The following is a 23040-nucleotide window of genomic DNA, read 5'->3' on the forward strand; positions in this document are numbered from 1 at the left end:
CCACCGGGCGCAGCGGTGATTGAACGCGCGCATCATCGGCGCTAAAGGCGCGGGCCTGATGAAGCCCGCCGCCGCCCCTCCCAAAACCTACCGCGTCAAAAGCTTCGGCTGCCAGATGAACGTCTATGATGGCGAGCGGATGGCCGAGCTTCTGGGAGAACGCGGCATTGCGCCCGCGCCCGAGGGTGAGGACGCCGATCTCGTCATCCTCAACACCTGCCACATCCGCGAGAAGGCCGCCGAAAAGGTCTATTCGGACATTGGCCGCCTCGTGAAGGCGGGCGAGGAGGCGGGGAAGAAGCCTCTCATTGCGGTCGCAGGCTGCGTCGCGCAGGCCGAGGGTGAGGAAATCATGGCGCGCGCCCCAGCGGTCAGCATCGTGGTCGGCCCGCAGGCCTATCACCGCCTGCCCGAGATGCTCGACAAGGCGACAAAAGGCGAGCGCGCGACCGATACCGACATGCCGGCCATCGCCAAGTTCGACGCGCTCCCGGCGCGCCGGAAGCGCGGCCCGAGCGCCTTCCTCACCGTGCAGGAAGGCTGCGACAAGTTCTGCACCTATTGCGTGGTGCCCTATACCCGCGGCGCGGAAATCTCGCGGCCCTTCGCGCATCTGGTCGCCGAGGCGCAGAAACTGCTTGAAGCGGGGGCGAGGGAGATCACGCTGCTCGGCCAGAACGTCAATGCGTGGAGCGGCGAAGACGACAAGGGGCGCCGCGTGGGCCTCGGCGGACTGATCCGCGTGTTGGCACAGATCGATGGCCTCGCGCGCATCCGCTACACCACCAGCCACCCCAACGACATGGACGACGACCTGATCGCTGCGCATGGCGAGGTGGCCAAGCTCATGCCCTATCTGCACCTGCCGGTGCAGGCTGGGAATGACCGCATTTTGAAGGCGATGAACCGCCAGCACACGGCGGAAAGCTACCTCAAGATCATCGAACGCTTTCGCGCGGCGCGGCCCGATATCGCGCTGTCAGGCGATTTCATTGTCGGCTTTCCGGGCGAGACCGAGGCGGAGTTTCAAGACACGCTGCGGATCGTTGACGAAGTTCGCTACGCCGCGTGCTTCAGCTTCAAATACTCCCCGCGCCCCGGCACGCCTGCTGCGACCATGGACGGCCAGATTGCGCCCGAAGTGATGGACGAGCGCCTCCAGCGCCTCCAGCAGCGTATCGGCGCGCATCAGTATGCCTTCAATCAGGCGAGCGCTGGCAAGCGTTGCGAAGTGCTGGTTGAGCGCACCGGACGGCACCCCGGCCAGTGGCTTGGCAAATCGCCCTGGCTGCAATCGGTGTGGTTCGAAGCCCCCGCCGCGATTGGTGATCTGGTCGAAGTGACACTCGCCGAAGCCGGGCCGAACTCGCTCAAGGGGCTGGTGCTCTAATCATCCCCTTGCTCTGCGCTGCGTGCCGTCTCCAGCACGGCCGCGCGGAGCACTTCGCTGGCGAATGAACCGGCGGGCAGGCGATAGAGGGCCTTCAGGTAGGCGCGGTCGAAGCGGCTGAGGGTCTGCGGCGCGTTCTGGGGTGAGACGAACAGGGTCATGATGGTATGCGGCGCACCGGCTTCAGCCAAGTCCACTTCACCCGTTGGGGCGAGCAGGCGCAGGCTGGCATAGTCGGCGATCTGGATCGGGGTCAGCCCTGCCACCGCGGCATTGTCGACCACCACCAGCGCGGCGAGCATATCCTCGCGCAGATCGCGTTTGAGCCGCCCGGCGCTCCAGATCTTGTTCGGCGGTCCGGGCAAGCCGTTCGGCCCGGCGGCCTCCGGACTATTGACGATCGGCTCTCCGGTGTTTGACGCCTGCCTGCTCGCCTGAAACACATAGACCGGATCGCGCGCGCCCAGCGCCGCGTCGATCTCGCGCGCGCTCAGCCCGGCAAACAGCCGTCGCCCGCTCGCCTTGACGTCCCGCAATTGCGCTTGCGCATTATCGGACAACGCCAGCAGAGCATTGGGCTTGCACCCCTTGCCCCGTACAGGCACCCTTGCATCCCGTGCGTTTTCGATGATCCGCTCGGCCACTTGCTGCCCCAGCGCGGTATCGGCGGCAGCGACCATGAGGCACAGCGGCCGCTCGAACCGCGCCAGCGGGCGGCGCGGGCGCGGGTTCCCGGCGATGTCGCGCGCAAGTTCGGAGAGCGCCTGCTCGCTCTGAACCTTCTCGCCCTCGACGATAATCGGATCGCTTGGCGGTGCCGGGGGCGGCGCGGTCTGCACGGTCGCTCCGGCAACCGCCGCAACCACATTAATCCAAGAGGTCACCTGCATCTCCTTTTCGCCGAAGCCCCGTGGCGGTGCCGACCTCGTCTAATCCTCGCCATCCCCGCCACCCTTGCCCGCGCTTTCCACCACCGCAGCGCGAAGGACTTCGCGGGCGAAGGCGCCGGGGGGCATACGGTAAAGCGCCTTGAGGTAGGCGCGGTCGAAACGGGTCATCTGTTCGGGGGCGCTGGCGGGGGCGGCGAAGAGAGTCATGATCGTGCGCGGCCCATCCGCTCCGGCCTCGGCCACATCGACTTCGCCTGTGGGGGCGAGCAGGCGCAAGCTGGCATAATCGGCGATCTGCACCGGACTGAGGCCTGCCACCGCCTCCCTGTCGATCACCACCAGCGCCGCCAGCATATCCTCGCGCGTCAGACGGGAGAGCCGGCCCATGGCGGTAACCCTGTTTTCCGGCGGGGTATCTGGCATGGCGCGCAGCATCGCCTGTCCGGAGGCTGCGGTGGTCTGGCTTGCCTGAAACACATAGACCGGATCGCGCGCGCCCAGCGCTGCGTCAATATCGCGCGCATTGAGCCCGGCGAACAGGCGGCGCCCGCTGGAGCGCACAGCCTGCAACTGCTGGCGAGCATCATCCGCGATCATCACCAGCGCATTGGTAGAGCAGCCGTTGCCGCGCACCTTGACCTTGGCGGCCTTGGCATTGGCGATGAGCCGCGCTGCGATCTCCTGCCCCAGCGCCGCGTCCCCGGATGCGACCATAAGGCAGAGCGGCGCTTCGAACCGGGCCAGCGGGCGATCCGGCCGGGGGTTTTCAGCCAGATCGCTGGCGAGTTCGGCCAGTTCCCGTTCGGTTCGGGGCCTTTCGCTTTCGACCACGATCGCAGGCGGCTCCGGCTCTGGGGCGGGGGCGGGAGCAGGTTGTTGCGCGGTCAGAAGGGCTGCAAGCTGAACCAGCCCCGCCATTACGACCCCGCGTCAGCCTGAGCGATCTTGGAAGCGTGCGCCATCACACCCTTCGCCGTGCTCCCGCGCGGCATGGCGTAAAGCGAGCGCAAATAGGCGCGGTCGAAGTCGGTCATCATATTCGGCGCGCTGTCGTGGCCGCTGAACAGCGTGAGAATCGTTGTCGCGCCGGCTGGGGCGTCCTGCGGCATCTTGCTGGCGTTGATGGTTGGGGCCAGCAGGCGGAGCGTCGCGTAATCGGCGAGCCGCATCGGATCGAGCCCCTCGGTTGCTGCTTGTTCGATCACCACCGCCGCGCCGAACACGTCTGGCTGACCGATCACCTCGCGCTGTCCCTGGAAGACTTCGGGCCCCATCCAGAGTTGCATCGGTTCGTGGAAAGCGAAGCTGGCAGTTTCGGTTTCGAACATCTCGTCAAGCTGCTGGAGATAGTGCGAGCCATAGAACTGGAGGTAGTTATTGCGCATCTCGCGCAGTTGCCCGACCGCGTCGTCGGTGAAGGCGATCAGCGTGTTGGGAGCGCAGCGTCCGCGCTTGACGGCGACGCCTGCCTGCTCGGCATTCTCGACAACGCGCTCTGCCACGGTTTTCGCGAGAGCTTGATCCTCGGCAGCCACCAGCAGGCACATCGGGTAGCGCAGCTTGTGGAGCTTGCCGTCGGGCAGCACATTCCCGGCCAGCGCAAGCCCCCAGTTCACCACTGCATCGTCTACAGGGGACGCGTCTTCGGCGGCGGCAGGGATGCTGATCGCGGTCGTGAGCGCGGCAAGGACTGCGAGGCTATGCTTCATTGATAGCGACTCCTTCTGCTAAATATCAACATGTTAAAGCTTAATCCCGGGTGAATGCGGCTCATCCGGCCAAGTCCAATTCCACTCTTGTGCGACCTCGTTTGGCGGCGTTTCGATGACTTTCCACCACCATCTCGCCGCAGCCTGCTTGCTTTGCGTGGGCGGCCGCTTACGCTCGCGACTCACGGACGAGGGATTGTCCCACGGCCGCAGCCAAAGGAACCTATGGGCCGACGACCCTCCCGTGCCGGACACCCGGCGCTCTCGCCCGATCCGCGCGGCATTCCGGAACCGCGGCGCGCGCGGGTTGATCTGACCTTTGAGAACCAGGCTTTGCTGGGGCCGTTGTTCGGGCAGTTCGACGCCAATCTGGTGCAGGTGGAAAACCGGCTCGGCGTCTATATCCACGCCCGCGGCCATCAGGTGGTGATCGAAGGCCCGGAGGATGACGTCGCCCGGGCGCGTGAGACATTGAAGACCATGTATGACCGGCTTGCGCGCGGTGAGGCGCTGGATGCCGGCGCAGTGGAGTCGCTGATCGCGATGTCGGCCGAACCGACGCTGGAAGGGATCATCTCGGGCGACATGGATGCGCCGCCGATCATGATCCGCACGCGCAAGAAAACCATCGTCCCGCGTTCCGCGACGCAGATCGAATATATGCGGTCGCTGGCCAAGGATGACATCATCTTCGCTCTCGGCCCGGCGGGCACCGGCAAGACCTATATCGCAGTGGCGCAGGCGGTCAGCCAACTGATCACGGGAAGCGTCCAGCGCCTGATCCTGTCGCGTCCGGCGGTCGAGGCGGGGGAGAAGCTCGGCTTCCTTCCCGGCGACATGAAGGAGAAGGTCGATCCCTATCTGCGGCCGCTCTATGATGCCCTGAACGACTGCATGCCCCCCGAACAGGTGGAGCGGCGCCTCGCCAATGGCGAGATCGAGATCGCTCCCATCGCCTTCATGCGCGGGCGGACGCTGGCGGACAGCTTCATCATCCTCGATGAGGCGCAGAACACCACGCGCGAGCAGATGAAGATGTTCCTCACCCGTTTCGGCCAGAACAGCCGCATGGTGATCTGCGGCGACCCGCGGCAGGTCGACATCCCCGGCGGCCCGCGCATGAGCGGGCTCAATGACGCGGTCGAACGGCTCGAGGGCGTCGAAGGTTTCGGCACGATCCGCTTCACGGCCGCCGACGTGGTGCGCCACCCGATCGTGGGGCGGATTGTCGAGGCCTATGAGGGCGGGGGCGAGGACAACTGACGGCACTGCGGGGTGTGCCTGTTCGATGAGCGATGCAGTCCGTCCGACGAAACTGCGTTGTGAGGATCGGAGCGCAATGTTAGCAACATAATGATTTTTCAGTCGCCAAGGGCGAAGTTTTATTCCCGCGCCAACGGCCGGAATAGTTCTTCCGATCTATGCGGCAACACAGGGGCGGGCGTTGTGGTTCATCACCAATTTCGGGATTGCGCATGACCGCTCATCGCCCTCGGGGTCGCGCTGCGGTGTCGCGCGGAATTGTACCGCTGTCGCTTGCGGTGCTGGCGCTTTCCGGTTGTGCCCTTCCGCGCGCCGCGCCGCCAGCCATCGCGAGCGCTCAGCCTGTCCCGGACCGATGGGTTCTGGCCGAGCCTGCCGGGGCCGATGTTCCGCTTGATCGCTATTGGGTGCTGCTGAACGATCCGCTGGTCGAGGAATTCGTCGCGCAGGCGCAAACCAGCAACCTCGATCTGGCGCAAGCGGTGACCCGGCTGCGTTCGGCAAGAGCAGGCTTGCGGCAGGCCCGCGCGGCCCGCTTGCCGCAAATCACCGGAAGCGGCGGTGCGAGCCGGGATGTCGGCGATCTGGCAAGCGATGATGTGCAGTTCTCGCTCGGCAGCGATATCGCATGGGAGGCCGATGTGTTTGGTCGGCTCGACGCCTCGGTCGATGCCGCGCGATCCGATCTGCAATCGGCAGGCTATTCGGTCGGCGATTTGGAGCGGGTGATCGTCGCGCAGGTGGCAAGCCAGGTGGTGAACGCGCGCTCTCTCGCAGCGCAGCTGGCCATCGCGCGCGAAACTCTCGCCAATCAGGACGACAACCTCCAGATTGCGCGGTGGCGCAACCAGGCAGGGCTGGTTGACAGCCTCGACGTCGAACAGGCTCGCACCCAGCGCGCTCAGACCGCGGCCAGCATTCCGCTGCTGGAGAGCGATCTGGTGGCGGTGGCGAATGCGATCTCGACCCTGATCGGCGAGCCGCCCGGCCGGGTCTATCGCGCCCTGACTGAAGCGCCGCGCGCCGTTCCTGTGCCGCCGGCCGATGTTGCTTTGTCCGCTCCCGCCGACATGCTGCGCCGCCGCCCCGATGTGAGCGGCGCCGAGGCCCGGCTGGCCGCCGATCTTGACCGTATCGGGGTGGCCCGCGCGCAACTTTACCCGCTTGTGCGGCTGACTGGCACGATTGGCACACGGGCGACCGATGTGGGCAGCCTGTTCGACCTCGTCACCGGCAATATCTTCGCGGGCCTCACGCAACTGATCTTCGATGGCGGCCGGGTGCGCGGACAGATCGAGAGCGCGGAGGCGATTGCCGATGGCTCGCTCGCGGCATGGCGGCAAAGTATTCTCGTGGCGCTCGAAGAGGTTGAGAGCGCAGGCGTTGATCTGGAGACCAGTGGCACGCGGGTCACGGCGCTGCTCGAGGCCAGTGACGGCGCGCAGAACGCCGCGATCCTCGCTCGCAGCCAGTACCAGGCGGGGCTGATCGATTTTCAGACGCTGCTGGTGACCGAAAGCCAGCTGCTGAGCACGCGCACGGCCGAGGTCAACGCTCAGGCGTCGCGCGCGCTCGCCTTTATCAGTCTGGCGCGCGCGCTGGGCGGGGGATGGTCGATGCCCGAGGGCGCCGGCCTTGACGACATTGCGGCGAAGGGGCCCACCAAGTGATCGATTTGAGCAAGCCGGACGAACAGCCGAGCGTCGATGAATTCCTCGGCACCAAGCCGCGCCCGCGCTGGCGGCGGTGGATGAAATACTGGCTGCCCGGCCTGATTGTGGTGCTGCTGATCCTCGGCATCGCGCAATGCACCGGGGAGGCGCCAAAGCCGGATTACATCACCGCCCCGGTGGAGCAGGAATCGCTGTCGCTGTCGGTCACCGCAACGGGCAACCTGCGCCCGACCAATCAGGTCGAAGTCGGCGCGGAAGTCACCGGCCCGCTCGACAGTGTGCTCGTCGATGTCAATGACCGCGTGACCAAAGGGCAGGTGATCGCCGTCATCAACACCGAGATCATCGACCAGCAGATCGCTCAGTCGCGCGCCAACCTCAATGCCGCGCGCGCCGCGCTGGCGCAGGCGCAGGCGACGATCGAGATCGATCAGGTTCAGCTCGCGCGGCTTGAGGAGGTGCGCCGCCTGTCAGGTGGGCGCGTGCCGTCTCAGATCGAGGTTGAGCGGGCCGAGGCGGCCGTCGAGCGTGATCGCGCCGCCGTTGCTTCCGCGCGCGCCAATATCGAAGCGGCTCAGGCATCGCTCAATGGCAACCTCACCACCCGCACCCGTGCGGTGATCCGGGCGCCGGTCACCGGCGTCGTGCTCGCCCGCCGGGTCGAGCCGGGGCAGACCGTGGTTGCCAGCTTCAACACCGTGACCCTGTTCGTGATCGCGGAAGACCTGTCGGCCATGCAGCTGCGCGTTTCGATCGACGAGGCCGATGTGGGGCAGGTCAAGCCGGGCCAGAAGTCGACCTTTACGGTCGATGCCTATCCCGGTCGGCAGTTCCCGGCGACGGTCGAGCGGATCGATCTGGCCTCGACCGGCACGACGCAGGCGGCGGCGGGCGGCGGCACCGCGTCGGCTACGGGCGGTACCGTGGTCAGCTATGAAGCGCGGCTTACCGTGCAAAACCCCGATGGCCTGCTGCGTCCCGGGATGACGGCGACCGCGACCATCGCAACGCAGAACACCGGTCGCGCGATGCTGGTGCCCAACGCCGCGCTGCGCTTCCGCCCGGAAACTGAAGAGGAAGCCAGCGGTGGCGTGTTCAATCCGCAGATCGGGCTTGAGGATGGCAAGCAGCAGGCGAGCATCGGCGAAGGCAGCCGCCAGTTGGTGCAGGTACTGCAAGCCGATGGCACGCTGAAAGCCATCGAAGTCGTGACCGGCCGCAGCGACGGGCGGCGGACCGTCGTCACGTCCAAGGCACTGAAGCCGGGGATGAAAGTCGTCACCGGGATCAAGGCAGCGGCCCAGTGACGGCCGAGCCCCTGATCCAGCTCGAAGGCATCACCAAGACCTTCGGCAGCGGAGCGGCGGCGTTTCAGGCGCTGAAGGGGGTCGACCTCACCATCAATCGCGGCGAGTTCGTTGCCATCATGGGGCCCTCAGGTTCGGGCAAGTCGACCACCATGAATATCCTCGGCTGCCTCGATGTGCCGACCGGTGGCATCTTCCGGTTTCGCGGGGTCGAGGTGCAAAAGCTCGACCGCGACCAACGCAGTCTGCTGCGCCGCCGCTATCTCGGTTTCGTGTTTCAGGGCTTCAACCTGCTGGCCCGCACCACCGCGCTTGAGAATGTCGAACTGCCGCTGCTCTATCGCGGGGAGAACAAGACCCAGCGGCGCGAAGCGGCCATGCGGGCGCTCGATCAGGTCGGGCTGGTGCCGTGGGCCTCGCACAGTCCGGCAGAGCTATCCGGCGGCCAGCAACAGCGCGTCGCCATCGCGCGGGCGCTGGTGACGCAGCCCGATGTGCTGCTCGCGGATGAACCAACCGGCAACCTCGATAGCGAACGCTCGGTCGAGATCATGGAGCTGCTGCAACGCCTGAATGGCGAGGGTATCACCGTGCTGATGGTCACGCACGAGGAGGACATGGCCGCCTACGCCAAGACCATCGTACGCTTCCGTGATGGGCTGGTCGAACGGATCGAGCGCAGTGCGCATGCCGTGGAAGGCAGTCCGGCCTGATGCTCGGATCGACTCTCCTTCTGGCCCTGCGCGAAATCCGCCGCCACATCCTGCGCTCGATCCTGACCACGCTCGGGATCATTATCGGGGTGGCGGCGGTGGTGACGATGGTCACCCTCGGCAACGGGGTCACCGCGTCGGTGCAGGAAGAGATTTCCTCGCTAGGTGCGAGCAACTTCATCGTCTTCCCGGTCCGCACCGATCGCGGTACGATCCGTCCATTCGACGAGGCCGATGTGAAGGCGGTCGGGCAGCAAATCGCCGGGGTGACAATCGCGGCCGGCACTGTCGCCGCCAATGCCACGGCTTTCTACAACGGGCAGGATTGGGACACGCGGGTCGTCGGCGCCAACAACGACTTCCTCGATGCACAGTCGATCACAGTCGAGGAAGGCCGCCCCTTCAGCAAGGACGAGGAAGAGGCAGGCAAGAATGTCTGTCTGCTCGGCCTCAAGGTGCGCGAAGCCATCTTCGTGCCCGGCACCAGCCCGATCGGTGCGCGGATGCGGCTCGGCGATGTCTCGTGCCAGGTTATCGGCGTGATGGAAGAACGCGGGCAGGGCGGCAATGGCGCGGATGATGATGATGCGGTCTATCTGCCGCTCAAGAACGTCCAGCGGCGGTTCCGCGGCAACGACAACCTCGATTACTTCGTGCTGAAGTATGATCCTTCCTATGCGCCGTCTGTCATTCAGGATTCGCTGGTTGATCTGCTGCGGGAGCGCCGGCTGTTGCAGGGCGAACAGCCCAATGACTTCAACGTCATCGACACCGCACAGGTCAACCAGGCGCTGGGCGCGGCGACGGGCGCGCTGACCGCGATGGTGGCGGTGATTGCCTCGATCAGCCTCTTGGTCGGCGGGATCGGGATCATGAACATCATGCTGGTGTCCGTGACCGAACGAACCCGCGAAATCGGCATCCGCCTTGCCATCGGGGCGCTCGCACGGGAGGTGCGCTTGCAGTTCCTGACCGAGGCGGTGGTGCTCTGCTCGCTGGGCGGATTGGTGGGGATTGCCTTGGGCTTCGGCGCCTCGATCGGGCTCGCCGCGGCGATTGATGTGCCCTTCGTGTTCGATCCGATGATCAATCTGGTGAGCTTCCTGTTCGCGGCGGGTATGGGGATCGTGTTCGGGTACTATCCCGCCAGCCGCGCCTCCAAGCTCGATCCGATTGACGCGCTGCGACACGAATAGCCGGCCGCGTCACGCAGCCCAGCGTTTCGCGGCGGCGCTTTCCGCGCTAAGGACCGCGCCATCATGCAACTCGACATTGACATCGAAGACTGGCCTGCGGGCGATTGGGACGCGCTGGCGGACCGCGCCGCCTTGGCTGCGGCGGAAGGCGAACCGCTGCTCGCCAACCCGCGTCTGATCGCGAGCCTGTTGTTCACCAGCGATGCCGAGGTCCACACCCTGAACCGCGAATGGCGCGCGCGCGACAAGCCGACCAACGTCCTCAGCTTCCCGATGCTGGAGCGCGAGGAACTTGAAGCTCTGGCATCACACGGCCCGCCCGAAATGCTCGGCGACATCGCGCTGGCCTATGAAACTTGCGCGCGCGAAGCGGCAGAGAAGGGCGTGTCGCTGGAAGCTCACGCGACTCATCTCATCGTCCACGGCCTGCTCCATCTTGCTGGGCACGACCATGTCGACAGCGACGCCCAGGCCGAGGCGATGGAGGCCTTGGAGACAGCGATACTTGCCAAACTGGGCATCGCTGACCCATATGGCGCTTGAAACTGCATAGGAGCCCCATTCAAGGCCATGGCCGATTCCCATTCGCCCGCATCTCAATCAGGAGACGCGGACAGTAGCAGCGGGCTGTGGCCTGTGCTGCGCAAGCTCCTGAAGCTCGAAGGCGCCCGCTCTCTGCGCGAGCAGCTTGAAGAAGCCATCGACGAGCACGAGGACGAAAACGGCGGCCCCGGTTCCGATACCGGCGGCAGCGGCGGGGGCGACCTGTCGCGGGTCGAGCGGCAGATGCTGCGCAACCTCCTCCATTTCTCCGAACATGATGCCGATGACGTGGCTGTGCCGCGCGGCGAGATCATCGCGGTCGATGCGTCAATCAGCTGGGAAGACATGGTCGCCGCCTTCAGCGAGCATGGCCATTCCCGGATGCCGGTCTATCGCGAGACGCTCGATAGCGTGGTCGGCATGATCCACATCAAGGACGTGTTCCCCTTCCTCGCCAACGGCACGCCGCCGCCCGCTGACTGGACCACGCTGATGCGCCAGCCGCTTTACGTGCCCCAGGCGCGGGGTGCGCTGGACGTTCTGGCCGACATGCGCACGCAGCGCGTGCACCTTGCCATCGTCCTCGATGAATTCTCGGGGACCGACGGGCTCATCACGATCGAGGATCTGGTCGAGGAAATCGTCGGCGAGATCGAGGATGAGCACGACGAGACGCCTGAAGAACTGATCGTCCCCATCGGCGAAGGCATGTGGGACGTGGACGCGCGCGCCGAGCTGGACGACATTGCCGAGCGGATCGACCCCCGTCTCGCCGAAGTGGCGGAATCGGTCGACACGTTGGGCGGCCTCGCCTTCGTGCTCGCCGAGCAGGTGCCGCCGGTCGGCACGGTGCTGGAACATGCGAGCGGCTGGCGCATTGAAGTGACAGCGGGTGACGAAACTCACGTCACCCGGTTGCGCCTGCACCCGCCCGAAGATGCGAGTGACATGCAGTAGGCGCAACTTTTCCGTCCTCCACGCATTTTTTCTTCGATTTTTTGCATCCAATCGGCGTCTCGGGCGTATCTCTTCTCACCAAGGAGAGAGTCCATGCCTGCACGTCGTCTTCCCCCCCTGCGCGCGCTTGAAGCCTTCATGCGCACGGTCCGTCTGGGTTCTGCCCGGGCGGCGGCGGAGGAGATCGGGCTTTCCCCCTCGGCGCTGTCGCGGCGGATCAGCAATCTCGAGGAATTTGTCGGCAAGAAGCTGTTCACCCGCGCGCGCCAGTCGATGCAGCTCACGGATGAGGGCCAGGCTTTCTACGAGGCGGTGAACCCGCACATGGAAGCGCTCGCGCGTGCGGTGGAGAGCCAGTCGGACAATATCGCGCTGCTGCGCCTGCGGCTGGGCGTCTTGCCGATGTTCGGCAGCCAGCGCCTGTTCCCGCGGTTGGGCGAACTGCGCAAGCGCCACCCCCTGCTGCACATCGACATCGACACCGCGCCGCACCTTGAAGACCGGGTGGGCGACACGCTCGACGCCGCGATCATCCTCTCGCGCGGGCCGGCGAGCGGGCTGCACGCCGTGCGCCTCGACCACAATCTGGTCCACGCGATCTGCTCGAAGGAGACCGCGCGCAATATCCCGGAGATCACCCCCGAGGTGATGGCCAAGCAGACCTTCCTGATCCACAACGAATTGCCCGAAAGTTTCATGGCGTGGAAGAAGGCGAACGGGCTCGACACGATGGACCCGGCCGCGATCGACCATTACGATTCCGGCGCGTTGATGCTGGAGGCGGCCGCACAGGGTCTTGGCATCGCGATCATGCACGACGATCACCTGCGCCGCGCCAACGACAATCGTTTGACGAACCTGCCCGGCAAGCCGGTCGAGAGCCCCTATAGCTACTGGTTCGTGTGCAAGCCGGTCGCGCTGGAAAGCCGTCCGGTGCGGATCTTCCACGATTGGCTGGTCAGGGCGGGGCTTTAATCTGCCGCGCTTATTTTCGGCTCATAGCGAACCGGGCCAACCGAGTGCGCGAAGGGGCGCAGGGGCTTGCCGAGTATCTCGATCAGAGCTTCCTCGATCCGGCGGCGCGATTCGTGGCTGATCGCCTTGCGGCCGCGGAAGTCCTCCGGGCTGAAGGGTTCGAGGTAGTGCAGCCGGACCTTGAAGCTGCCCTTGCGTGACAGGACACGCTTGGCGTTGTTGACGCCGCTTTCCTCGCCAATCCAGCCGATCCATTCGGCCACGGGGCCGTAATCCAGGATGACCGGCTGGACGAGCACGCCCGGCGGCGGCGGCTCGAGCACCGAGAGCATCGAGGTCTTGAACGGCAGCAGCGATTGGCCGTCTGTCGTTGTGCCTTCGGGAAAGACCGTGACCGACCAGTTATCGACCAGCGCTTCCTTCAGCGCATTGATCTGCTCGGCAACGCCCATGCGATGTTCGCGTTTGACGAAGACCGTGCGGTTGAGGCTCGCAAGCCAGCCAACCACCGGCGCTTCGGCCAATTCCGCCTTGGCGACGAAAGCCGTGCCGCTGGCCCCGGCCAGCGCGAGGATGTCGACCCATGACAGGTGATTGGCGACGAAGAAAACGTCGCGCTTCAGATGGGTGCCGATCACCTCGACCTTGGCCCCGCACACCCGCGCCGCATAGCGCAGGAACAGCATCGGGAAGGGTGATCCATAGGACACCACCCGATAAAGATAGTGCAACGGCACGAAGACGATGATGAGACCAACCAGCGCCAGCGCGCGCGCCATCAGCCGCAACCACCCGGCAAGGGTCAGCGGCGTGCTTTCCCCGCGAGCGGCCGCTGCTCGTAACTCTGCGTCAGTCATTGCGGGACAGGCGTACGCCGTAAAGCTCCATGCGGTGATCGACGAGACGGTAGCCCAGTCGCTCGGCAATCTGGCGCTGGAGCGCTTCGACTTCGGGGTCGACGAATTCGACGACCTTGCCGGTTTCCACGTCGATCAGGTGATCGTGGTGCGCTTCGGGCACGGGTTCATAGCGCGAGCGGCCATCGCCGAAATCGTGGCGATCGAGGATGCCTGCTTCCTCGAACAGGCGCACGGTGCGGTACACGGTCGCAATCGAGATCCGCGGATCGACCGCGGCCGCGCGGCTGTGCAGCAGCTCGACATCGGGGTGATCGTCACTTTCCGACAAGACCTTGGCGATCACCCGGCGCTGTTCGGTAATGCGCAGGCCTTTTTCGGCGCAAAGTTGTTCGAGATCGATTTTCTGGGTCAAGGAACGCTCCATCGCCGAGTGCGCCGCCCCTGTGGGATGCGATCGCCCGAAAGCAAGACAGCCTCATCCCTACAGGGACGAGGCTGCTTGCTCAAGCGGGCCGTCCACCCTCTCAACAGGGGCAGTCGGGCCAGCTCATGGACAATGCGACCGGAAGGCGCGGCCTTACGCCGTCTTCTTGGTCCGGCGTCCCTTGGGCGCCATCACAGTGCCGGGCTTGCGGCCGAGACCGATCTTCTTGGCCAGATCGCGGCGCTTTTCGGCATAGTTGGGAGCGACCATGGGGTAATCGGCCGGCAGACCCCAACGCGCCCGGTAGTCTTCGGGCGTCATGTTGTAATTGGTGCGAAGATAGCGCTTGAGCATCTTCAGCTCCTTGCCATCTTCAAGACAGACGATGTGATCCGGCTTGACCGAATTGCGGATCGCAACCGCAGGCTTGGGCTTGGGTTCTTCGATCTCAACCTTCTCACCCAGATTGACAAGCGCGTTGTAGACGTTGGTGATAAGTGCCGGAACGTCAGTCACCGCCACATCATTGTTGCTGACATGCGCAGCGACAATGTCGCTCGTCAGCGTGATAAGTGTTTCGTTCATATCAATTTCCAGATCCTGCATGAGTTCCTCTTGCACGGCGTTCAAGGTGCACCGGTTACTGCGCCATGGCGCAAGTCGTCAATCTTGGCAACTGGTGTGGTCCGCCTGCACATCGATTTGCGATGAGTGGAGTTCTACTAGATTGATCGACCGAAAGTAATCGCGTCGACACGCTCGCCATTTGCCATGCGGTAATAGTTACGCCGCTCACCAATCGGTTCAAAACCAAACTTGTGATACAGTTGGATGGCAGGATTTCCGCGCCGCATTTCCAAGAAGATTCGCGTGACGCCGCGTGTTCGGGCAGCGGCGAACAGGTGTTCGAGCAGCGCCGCGCCCACGCCGCGCCGCCGCGCGTCGGGTACCACCGCGATCAGCAGCAGTTCTTCTTCGTCGAGCACATAGCGGGTCAGCACGAATCCGGCGGGTGCGGGGCCTTCATCGCCGTCGCCGACATCGGGGATCGGCGCGCCGTCAGCATCGACCACCAGCGCATGGGTGCTGGAAAGCGTCAGCGCATCAGTCACCTGCCGCCGGTTCCAGGCCTCGCCATAGGCTGGGTCGAACGCTGCTTCCATCACCACCATGATCCGGTCGATGAGAGCGGGACTGGGGGCGGGGCGGGGGGTCATGCGGGTTTGCGCAGCGCCATCGGGGTGGCATCGGCCCCCCGGCCATAGATGGGCGCGAGGTGCGTCGAGAGCAGCGCGTCCGGCACCAGGCCGACGTGCCCTGCGTCTGGCAGCAGCGGGACGATTTGGCGTGCATCACCCAGCAGAGCGGCAAATTCTGCGGCGCGATTGCCCGCGATCAGGCTCCGCGCTCCGGCTGCCATCGCCGCCGCAGGGGCCATGGAGGATAGCTCACCGGCTGGCATTCCGCGGGCGTCGAAATCCTGCACGAACCATTCGCCATGCCCACCGTTCATGCAGACCGTCACCGGTTCGCCCGGATGCAGTGCTTGCGCCTGCGCTGCGATGAGGGCGAGGGTCGGATAGCCGAACACCTCTGCGGCCCACGCAAACCCGAGCGCGCGGGCGGTCGCGAGGCCAATGCGCACCCCTGTGAAACTGCCCGGCCCGAGGCTGACAAGAAGGCGATCCGCGCGGCCCTTGTCCGGCAAGGCGGCGATCATGGGCACCAGCGCCTCGGCATGGCCGCGGGCCATGACGCGGTGATCATGCGCAAGCATCGCCCCGCCCTCGGTAAGGGCGATGCTGCACGCCTCTGAGGCGGTTTCGATGGCAAGCACGCGCATGGCGCTGCGCGATGCCTCACACCGCGCGCCCGTGCAAGCGTGAGATTTGTGTCAGGCGATGCGGTTGAAGGTCGCGAATTCGGGCCGTGGGCTGCGTTCGAAGATGCTGGCGGGATCGCCATAGCCAACCGAGCAGATGAAATTGACCCGGTGGCGCGGTTCATCGGCGAAGAAGGCGGCATTCACCGCATCGCCGTCGAAGCCCGACATCGGGCCGCAATCGAGGCCCAGCGCACGTGCGGCGAGCATCAGATAGGCCCCTTGCAGCGAGGAGTTGCGGAACGCGCCTTGCTCGCGCGCCTGCTCGTCACCCTCGAACCAGCTCTTCGCATCGGTGTGCGGGAACAGCCACGGCAGCTCCTCGTGGAAATCGATGTCGTAACCGATCACAGCGGTAACGGGGGCGGCAGCGACCTTGGCCTTGTTGCCCTCGGATACGCATTCGACCAGCTTGGCCTTGGCCTCGTCCGACTTGACCCACACGATCCGCACCGGCTGCATATTCGCCGAAGTGGGGGCCATCTTCATCAGGTCCCAGATCGCGTGAAGCTGTTCGTCCGACACAGTTTTGTCCAGCCAGCCATTATAGCTGCGCGCTTCATTGAACAGCTGGTCAAGCGCCGCGTTCGAAAGGACGTGGTCGTGAAATTGCACCGTCATGCCGCACGCACCTCGGTCACTTCGGGGACATAGTGCTTCAGCAGGCCTTCGATGCCATGCTTCAGCGTAGCGGTGCTCGACGGGCAGCCCGAGCATGAGCCTTGCAACGTCAGATAGACCACCCCGTCGCGGAAGCCGCGATAGGCGATGTCGCCGCCGTCACCCGCCACGGCGGGGCGCACGCGGGTTTCGAGCAGTTCGTTGATGGCGGCGATCACCTCGGCATCTTCGGGACGCTCTTCCACCACCGCTTCGTCTTCGGGCGGAACGGCAATCCCGTTGCCGCTCCCACCCGCAAACAGCGGGGCTTCCGAGACAAAGTGATCGAGCAGGATCGCGATGATCTGCGGTTTCAGCGCGCTCCAATCGGCACCCGGCGCGGCGGTGACGCTGACGAAATCGGCGCCGAAGAACACGTTCACGACCTCGCCCGTGTCAAAGATCGCCTGCGCTAGCGGGCTCGCTTCGGCCGCTTCGGGCGTGGCAAATTCGCGGCTGCCGGCGGGCATCACGGGGGTGCCCGGCAGGAACTTGAGGGCAGCGGGGTTCGGGGTGGTTTCGGTTTCTATGAACATGCCCCCAATCTAGGTGCGGCGGCTGCGCGGGGCAAGGGCGCATGGGCCGAGAACCATTCACTATCGCTTCACACTTTGCCGCCCTATAAGCGGGATATGACGTCGTTTTCCCGTGCTGGTCGCGCTCTCGCCATTCTCGTCGCCCCCTTTGCGCTGGTGCAGCCGCTGCTCGCCCAGCAGGCCGCGCCTCCGCCGCCGATCGAAGTGCAACCGCTCCCGCCGGTGCCTCAGCCGCAGGCGCTCCAGACCGGCAGCGAAGTGCCGTGGCTGTACAAGGGCTCGGACGTTCCGGTCGATGAGAAGTGGCTGTTCGGGCAGATGAAGAACGGCGTGCGCTATGCGGTGCGCCGCAATGGCGTGCCGCCGCGCCAGGTTTCGATCCGGGTGCGGATCGATGCGGGCTCGCTGCACGAAACCGACAAGGAGCAGGGCTATGCGCACCTGCTCGAACATTTGCTGTTCCGGGAGAGCAAGTATCTCGGGCAGGCCGAGGCGATCTACGCCTGGCAGCGTCTGGGCGCGACCTTCGGCAGCGATGCCAACGCTGAAACCACCCCGACCCACACCGCCTACAAGCTCGACATTCCCAATATCGACGATGCCAAGCTCCGCGAAAGCTTCAAGCTGCTTTCGGGCATGATCCGCGAGCCGGTGCTGAACGACGCCAATGTCGCGGCCGAACGCCCGATTGTGCTCGCCGAGAAGCGCGAGCGCGGCGGCGCGGGGCTGCGCATGGCGGATCTCACGCGGCAGACCTTCTTTGCCGGACAGCGCCTTGCCACCCGCAGCCCGATTGGCACGGACGAGACCCTGAAGGCCGCCAATGGAAAGGACGTGAAGGCGTTCTATGACCGTTGGTATCGCCCGGAGAACACCGTGATCGTGGTTGCGGGCGATGCCGATCCGATGGTGCTGGCAGGGCTCGTGGAGCAGTGGTTCGGAGACTGGAAAGGCACCGGCAAGCCCGGCGTCGCCCCCGATTTCGGCGATCCCATTCCTCCTGCCGGGGCGCAGGATGACGGCGTGACCGGCGCTCCGATTGGTCAGCTGGCGGTTGGCGTCGAACCTGATTTGCCGCGCAGCCTGACCTATGCGGTGATGCGTCCGTGGCGGCAGGTGACCGATACGATCGCGTATAATGAAGGCTTGCTGACCGATGCCGTCGCCCAGGCGATCATCAACCGCCGGCTCGAATCGCGCGCCCGCGGCGGGGGCAGCTTCCTTTATGCGCAGGTGCAGCAGGACGATGTCTCGCGCTCGACCGATGCGACCTTTGTGACCTTTGCCCCGCTCACGGGCGACTGGCAGGCGGCGCTCGCCGATGTTCGGGCCGTGATCGCCGACGCGCTCACCAACCCGCCGACGCAGGAAGAAATCGACCGCGAAGTGGCTGAGTTCGACGTGGTCTTTGCCAACGGCGTCGAGCAGGAAACCGTGCAATCGGGTTCCGATCTCGCCAATAATCTCGTCAACGCGGTCGATATCCGCGAGACCGTGGCCGCGCCCAAGGTGGTGCTCGACGTGTTCCGGGGCATGAAGCCGCGCCTGACGCCAGACGTGGTGCTGGAGCGGACGCGCGGGCTGTTTGAAGGCACCGTGACCCGTTCGGTCTATGTCACGCCGACCGCGGGTGAGGCCGATGTGGGTGCGCTCAAGCTGGCACTTGCCGCCGAAGCCAAGGTTGATGGCTCTGCGCGTCTGGCTGCGCAATCGCTCTCCTTCGACGAACTGCCCCCGGTCGGTGCCCCCGGGGCGATCACTGCACAAAAGCCGCTCGGCGTGCTCGAGATCGAACAGGTCGACTTCGCCAACGGCGTCAAGGCGCTGGTGTGGGCCAATGATGCCGAGCCGGGCCGCGTGACGGTGCGTGTGCGCTTTGGCGCAGGCTACCGCGCTTTTGACAAGGACAACGCGGTCTATGCCGCGCTGGGCCAGGGCGCATTGGTCGGATCGGGCGTGGGCGAGCTCGGCCAGAACGAGCTCGACCGTTTGGCGACCGGCCGCAAGATCGGCTTTGACTTCGCGATCGACGAGGCGGTGTTCACCTTCACCGCGCAGACCCGGTCGGAAGATGTGAACGACCAGCTCTATCTGTTCGCCGCCAAGCTCGGGATGCCGCGCTGGGACAAGGACCCCGTGATCCGTGCCAAGGCGGCGGCGGAGCTGGCCTACAACACCTATTCCACCAGCCCCGGCGGTATTCTCAACCGCGATCTCGAATATCTCGTGACCGGCGGTGACGCGCGGTTTGCGACGCCCGATCCGGCCGCGCTCAAGACCGTAACGCCCGAAGGCTTCCGCGCGGTGTGGGAACCGTTGCTGAAGCAGGGCCCGATCGAAGTGCTGGTGTTCGGTGAATTCGATCAACCCGCCGTGATCGAGCAGTTGCGCCTCACCTTCGGCGCGCTGGCGCCACGGGAGCCGATCCCGGCTGATGTCGCTGCACGTGTTCCGCCGTTCGCGCCGGCTTCGGCAACCCCTTCGGTCGTGACCCACCGCGGCGATGCCAATCAGGCCGCCGCCGTGGTCGCCTGGCCGAGTGGGGGCGGGGTCGCGAGCCTGCGCGAAAGCCGCCAGCTCGAAATCCTCACCCAGCTGTTCAACAACCGTCTGATGGATGCGCTGCGCGAGCGTGCCGGGGCGAGCTATTCGCCGCAGGTGTTCTCGAATTGGCCGACCGATCTCGCCAGCGGCGGGCGGATCACCGCGCTGGCCCAGCTTGAACCTGAGTTTGTGCCGGTGTTCTTTGCCGAGGCCGAGAAGATCGCCAAGGATCTCGCCGCCAGCCCGCCCACTGCCGATGAACTCGCGCGGGTGACCGAGCCGCTCAGCCAGATGATCCGCCGGGCATCGACCGGCAACCAGTTCTGGCTCTACAATCTGGAGGGCGCGACGCAGGATCCCCAGCGTGTCGTGCTGCTGCGCAGCCTGCTGGCGGATTATTCGCAGACCAGCCCGCAGGTGATGCAGTTCCTGGCTGAGCGCTATCTGGCCAAGGCTTCGCCGTTCCGCCTTGCCATCATCCCCGAAGGCCAGACCTTGGCCGAGGCTCCCGCTGGCGGGGCGCGTGCAAATGCTGCGCTGTCAGCGCCCGCGGGACGCTGATCGCTGCGCTCACTGACACTGTTCGGGAAATAAAGTTGTTTTGAGCGGCATTGCTGCTTTACAATTCGTGCCCCGCTCCTGTAGCGGGCGCCCCCGCGCAAACCTTGCCGCGCGCCACTGAGAAGAAAGAGTTTGACTGTGCCCGAGACCTGGACCCCGGATAGCTGGAAGGCCCACGAAGCGCGCCACTTGCCGCATTACGAAGATGCGGCCGAGCTGGCGGAAGCGGAAAAGACCCTCGCGCACTATCCTCCGCTGGTGTTTGCGGGTGAAGCGCGCGCGCTCAAGGCCGATCTGGCGCAGGTCGCGAATGGCCACGGCTTCCTGCTGCAAGGTGGGGACTGCGCGGAGAGCTTCGCCGAATTCCACCCCAACAACATCCGCGACACCTTCCGCGTGCTGCTGCAAATGGCGGTCGTCATGACCTTCGCCAGCAAGCGTCCGGTGGTGAAGGTCGGCCGCATGGCGGGCCAGTTCGCCAAGCCGCGCTCGGCGCCGACGGAAACGATCGATGGCGTGACTCTGCCGAGCTACCTGGGCGACAATATCAACGGGATCGAGTTCGATCCGGTCAGCCGCCGCAATGATCCGGCCCGCATGGTCAAGGCGTACTCGCAGGCGGCCGCCACGCTCAACCTGCTGCGCGCTTTTGCGGGCGGCGGCTATGCCAATCTGCGGCAGGTCCACCAGTGGACGCTCGATTTCATGGGCCGCACGCCCTGGACCGAAAAGTTCAGCGAGATGGCCGACCGCATCGGCGAAGCGCTCGATTTCATGGAGGCCTGCGGGGTCGATCCGGGCACCGTGCCGCAATTGAAGGGCACGAGCTTTTACACCAGCCACGAAAGCCTGCTGTTGCCCTACGAGCAGGCGATGACGCGGCAGGATTCGCTGACCGGCGATTGGTATGCGACCTCGGCCCACATGCTGTGGATCGGTGATCGCACGCGGTTCCCCGGCTCGGCGCATATCGAATATGCGCGCGGGATCGGCAATCCGCTGGGCATGAAGTGCGGGCCTTCGCTGGAGCCTGACGCTCTGCTGCGCCTGCTCGACGATCTCAATCCCAAGCGGGAAGCGGGGCGCATTACGCTCATCAGCCGCTTCGGCCATGACAAAGTCGAAGATGGCCTGCCACGCCTCGTGCGCGCGGTGCAGCGCGAGGGGCATCCGGTGGTGTGGAGCTGTGATCCGATGCATGGCAACGTCGTGAAGTCCGACACCGGCTTCAAGACCCGCCCATTCGACCGGATTACGCGCGAAGTGAAGGGCTTCTTCGCCGTCCACCGCGCCGAAGGCTCGCACCCCGGCGGCATTCATATCGAGATGACCGGACAGGACGTCACCGAATGTGTCGGCGGGGCCGTGGCGATCACCGAGGAGCGCCTTGGTGACCGCTATCACACCCATTGCGATCCGCGCCTCAACGCCGAGCAATCGCTCGAACTGGCGTTCCTGGTGGCCGAGATGCTGAACTCCGCCGCAGGCGAACGTGAGACCGAAATCAGCGCCAACGCGGCCTGATTTCGGGTGGAGGCGGGCTCTGTCCGCCCCTGTCCGGCCGGAAAATCTGATGCGTGTGATGATTTTCCCGGCGTTTCATGCCTATGTTGCGTCTTCTTTGTGTAACGGCAGGCGGACATGATCCGTATCTGCCGTTGCAGGGTGGAACGGGAGACGCGGGTTGCAGCGCAACGAACGACAGACGGCTGCCAGCGCCGACGAGCGTGCCGGTTTGGTCGATCGGTTCCGGGCGACGCGCGCGTTGACTGAAGCGCTGGTCGCGCCGCTGAGCGACGCCGATGCCAGTATCCAATCGATGGAGGATGCGAGCCCTGCCAAGTGGCACCTCGCGCATACGACCTGGTTCTGGGAAACCTTCCTGCTGCGCGAACACGCGCCGGGGTATCGGCTCCACCGGGAAGACTGGCCGTTCCTGTTCAATTCGTACTACGAGGCGGAAGGCGCAAGGATCAGCCGGGCAGCGCGCGGGATGCTATCGCGCCCTCGCTTGCAAGAGGTGCTGGAATGGCGCGCGGTGGTGAATGACGCCATGGTGCCACTGCTCGATGACCCCGCTCTCGCGCCGCTGATTGCGCTCGGCGTGGCGCATGAACAGCAGCACATCGAATTGCTGCTCACCGATATCAAGCACGCGCTGTTCCAGAACCCGCTCGGCCCGGCGATGTGGGAGGGAGCGCTGCCCGCAGCCGCTGCGCCTGCCGCATCTATCGGGTGGTACGCGCATCCCGGCGGGATCGCGCTGGTCGGGCATCAGGGGGAGGGCTTCGCCTTCGACAATGAAGGCCCCCGCCACCGCGTGCTGCTCGAACCCTTTGCGCTGGCTGATCGGCTGGTCACCAATGGTGAGTGGGACGCCTTCATCGCCGATGGCGGCTACCGCAATGCCCGCCTGTGGCTCGCCGATGGCTGGGGCTGGGTGCAGCGCGAGGACATCACCGCACCGCTCTATTGGCGCGAGGATGAGCACTTCACCCACCAGGGCTGGCAGACCCGCGACCCCCACGCACCCGTCACCCATATCTCGCATTTCGAGGCTGATGCCTTTGCGACCTGGGCCGGCGCGCGCCTGCCGACCGAGTTCGAATGGGAAGCGATCGCGCGCGGACAGGATGGTGCTTCCAGCGCGCCGGCGCATCATCCCTCGGCTGGCAACCAGCTCTATTGTGCGGGACCGGTCATGCCGATGGGTTCGCCCGGCCTGTTCGGTGATTGCTGGCAGTTCACCCGCTCGGCCTACTTGCCCTATCCCGGCTTCCGCGTCGCCGAGGGCGCGGTGGGCGAATACAACGGCAAGTTCATGAGCGGTCAGGTGGTGCTGCGCGGCGCGTCCTGTGCCACGGTGCGTGGACACTCCCGCGTCTCCTACCGCAATTTCTTCTACCCCCACCAGCGCTGGCAGTTCACCGGCCTGCGGCTGGCCAAGGACGTTTGAC

At 65.3% G+C, this 23040-nt stretch carries 22 protein-coding genes; 12 read left to right on the forward strand and 10 right to left on the reverse strand.

Annotation, left to right across the window (positions count from 1 at the left end; genetic code table 11):
- Positions 1 to 58: 58 nt before the first annotated feature.
- Positions 59 to 1390: a tRNA (N6-isopentenyl adenosine(37)-C2)-methylthiotransferase MiaB gene (miaB, locus tag ACLBKT_RS03570; RefSeq protein WP_410181598.1), complete on the forward strand. Its 1332-nt coding sequence runs from the start codon at positions 59 to 61 to the stop codon at positions 1388 to 1390.
- Here miaB and ACLBKT_RS03575 read toward each other — a convergent pair.
- The 3 genes from ACLBKT_RS03575 to ACLBKT_RS03585 are packed head-to-tail and all read right to left on the reverse strand — an operon-like array spanning position 1387 to position 3989.
- A complete protein-coding gene (locus ACLBKT_RS03575; protein WP_410181599.1) occupies positions 1387 to 2274 on the reverse strand; it encodes a hypothetical protein in 888 nt (295 codons plus the stop codon). The two genes, miaB and ACLBKT_RS03575, sit on opposite strands and share 4 nt — an antisense overlap.
- Before the next feature lie 45 nt (positions 2275 to 2319).
- On the reverse strand, positions 2320 to 3198 hold the full coding sequence (locus ACLBKT_RS03580; RefSeq protein ID WP_410181600.1) for a hypothetical protein: 879 nt from the start codon (positions 3196 to 3198) through the stop codon (positions 2320 to 2322).
- Positions 3198 to 3989 (reverse strand): hypothetical protein, encoded by a 792-nt coding sequence (locus ACLBKT_RS03585; protein ID WP_410181601.1) that lies wholly within the window; start codon positions 3987 to 3989, stop codon positions 3198 to 3200. The genes ACLBKT_RS03580 and ACLBKT_RS03585 overlap by 1 nt, the downstream gene beginning before the upstream one ends.
- A gap of 225 nt (positions 3990 to 4214) precedes the next feature.
- Here ACLBKT_RS03585 and ACLBKT_RS03590 point away from each other — a divergent pair, with 225 nt between their 5' ends.
- From ACLBKT_RS03590 to ACLBKT_RS03625, 8 genes are all read left to right on the forward strand, one after another.
- Positions 4215 to 5252, forward strand: a complete 1038-nt coding sequence (locus ACLBKT_RS03590) for a PhoH family protein (RefSeq protein ID WP_410181602.1) — start codon at positions 4215 to 4217, stop codon at positions 5250 to 5252.
- 212 nt (positions 5253 to 5464) lie between these two features.
- Complete coding sequence (locus ACLBKT_RS03595; RefSeq protein ID WP_410181603.1) at positions 5465 to 6922, forward strand: efflux transporter outer membrane subunit; 1458 nt, start codon at positions 5465 to 5467, stop codon at positions 6920 to 6922.
- Entirely contained in the window at positions 6919 to 8232 is a 1314-nt protein-coding gene (locus tag ACLBKT_RS03600; protein ID WP_410181604.1) for an efflux RND transporter periplasmic adaptor subunit, read from the forward strand. The genes ACLBKT_RS03595 and ACLBKT_RS03600 overlap by 4 nt, the downstream gene beginning before the upstream one ends.
- Complete coding sequence (locus ACLBKT_RS03605; RefSeq protein WP_410181605.1) at positions 8229 to 8945, forward strand: ABC transporter ATP-binding protein; 717 nt, start codon at positions 8229 to 8231, stop codon at positions 8943 to 8945. The genes ACLBKT_RS03600 and ACLBKT_RS03605 overlap by 4 nt, the downstream gene beginning before the upstream one ends.
- A complete protein-coding gene (locus ACLBKT_RS03610) occupies positions 8945 to 10141 on the forward strand; it encodes an ABC transporter permease (protein ID WP_410181606.1) in 1197 nt (398 codons plus the stop codon). The genes ACLBKT_RS03605 and ACLBKT_RS03610 overlap by 1 nt, the downstream gene beginning before the upstream one ends.
- A gap of 63 nt (positions 10142 to 10204) precedes the next feature.
- Positions 10205 to 10684 (forward strand): rRNA maturation RNase YbeY, encoded by a 480-nt coding sequence (gene ybeY, locus ACLBKT_RS03615; protein WP_410181607.1) that lies wholly within the window; start codon positions 10205 to 10207, stop codon positions 10682 to 10684.
- Positions 10685 to 10711: 27 nt separating this feature from the next.
- Positions 10712 to 11641 (forward strand): hemolysin family protein, encoded by a 930-nt coding sequence (locus tag ACLBKT_RS03620; protein ID WP_410181608.1) that lies wholly within the window; start codon positions 10712 to 10714, stop codon positions 11639 to 11641.
- Between the two features lie 93 nt (positions 11642 to 11734).
- Positions 11735 to 12616 carry a LysR substrate-binding domain-containing protein gene (locus ACLBKT_RS03625; RefSeq protein WP_410181609.1) on the forward strand — a complete coding sequence of 294 codons (882 nt, stop codon included), beginning with the start codon at positions 11735 to 11737 and terminating at the stop codon, positions 12614 to 12616.
- Here ACLBKT_RS03625 and ACLBKT_RS03630 read toward each other — a convergent pair.
- The 7 genes from ACLBKT_RS03630 to ACLBKT_RS03660 form a co-directional block, all read right to left on the reverse strand.
- Complete coding sequence (locus ACLBKT_RS03630) at positions 12613 to 13473, reverse strand: lysophospholipid acyltransferase family protein (RefSeq protein ID WP_410181610.1); 861 nt, start codon at positions 13471 to 13473, stop codon at positions 12613 to 12615. The genes ACLBKT_RS03625 and ACLBKT_RS03630 overlap by 4 nt on opposite strands.
- A complete protein-coding gene (locus ACLBKT_RS03635) occupies positions 13466 to 13888 on the reverse strand; it encodes a Fur family transcriptional regulator (RefSeq protein WP_069311290.1) in 423 nt (140 codons plus the stop codon). Before ACLBKT_RS03635 ends, ACLBKT_RS03630 begins: the two co-directional genes overlap by 8 nt.
- A gap of 165 nt (positions 13889 to 14053) precedes the next feature.
- Complete coding sequence (locus ACLBKT_RS03640; protein WP_410183642.1) at positions 14054 to 14506, reverse strand: MucR family transcriptional regulator; 453 nt, start codon at positions 14504 to 14506, stop codon at positions 14054 to 14056.
- A gap of 116 nt (positions 14507 to 14622) precedes the next feature.
- Positions 14623 to 15117 carry a GNAT family N-acetyltransferase gene (locus ACLBKT_RS03645; protein ID WP_410181611.1) on the reverse strand — a complete coding sequence of 165 codons (495 nt, stop codon included), beginning with the start codon at positions 15115 to 15117 and terminating at the stop codon, positions 14623 to 14625.
- Complete coding sequence (gene tsaB / locus ACLBKT_RS03650) at positions 15114 to 15743, reverse strand: tRNA (adenosine(37)-N6)-threonylcarbamoyltransferase complex dimerization subunit type 1 TsaB (RefSeq protein ID WP_410181612.1); 630 nt, start codon at positions 15741 to 15743, stop codon at positions 15114 to 15116. Before tsaB ends, ACLBKT_RS03645 begins: the two co-directional genes overlap by 4 nt.
- Positions 15744 to 15794: 51 nt before the next feature.
- Positions 15795 to 16403 carry a malonic semialdehyde reductase gene (locus tag ACLBKT_RS03655; protein ID WP_410181613.1) on the reverse strand — a complete coding sequence of 203 codons (609 nt, stop codon included), beginning with the start codon at positions 16401 to 16403 and terminating at the stop codon, positions 15795 to 15797.
- On the reverse strand, positions 16400 to 16978 hold the full coding sequence (locus ACLBKT_RS03660; protein ID WP_410181614.1) for a NifU family protein: 579 nt from the start codon (positions 16976 to 16978) through the stop codon (positions 16400 to 16402). The genes ACLBKT_RS03655 and ACLBKT_RS03660 overlap by 4 nt, the downstream gene beginning before the upstream one ends.
- A gap of 96 nt (positions 16979 to 17074) precedes the next feature.
- Here ACLBKT_RS03660 and ACLBKT_RS03665 point away from each other — a divergent pair, with 96 nt between their 5' ends.
- From ACLBKT_RS03665 to egtB, 3 genes are all read left to right on the forward strand, one after another.
- Positions 17075 to 20083: a M16 family metallopeptidase gene (locus tag ACLBKT_RS03665; protein WP_410181615.1), complete on the forward strand. Its 3009-nt coding sequence runs from the start codon at positions 17075 to 17077 to the stop codon at positions 20081 to 20083.
- 138 nt (positions 20084 to 20221) lie between these two features.
- Complete coding sequence (locus tag ACLBKT_RS03670) at positions 20222 to 21607, forward strand: class II 3-deoxy-7-phosphoheptulonate synthase (protein WP_410181616.1); 1386 nt, start codon at positions 20222 to 20224, stop codon at positions 21605 to 21607.
- 160 nt (positions 21608 to 21767) lie between these two features.
- The gene (egtB, locus tag ACLBKT_RS03675) at positions 21768 to 23039 is read left to right on the forward strand and encodes an ergothioneine biosynthesis protein EgtB (protein WP_410181617.1); all 1272 of its coding nucleotides are present in this window, start codon (positions 21768 to 21770) and stop codon (positions 23037 to 23039) included.
- Position 23040: the final 1 nt, after the last annotated feature.

This window comes from Erythrobacter sp. W302b, assembly GCF_046452395.1.
In the GTDB taxonomy this organism is placed as follows: domain Bacteria; phylum Pseudomonadota; class Alphaproteobacteria; order Sphingomonadales; family Sphingomonadaceae; genus Erythrobacter.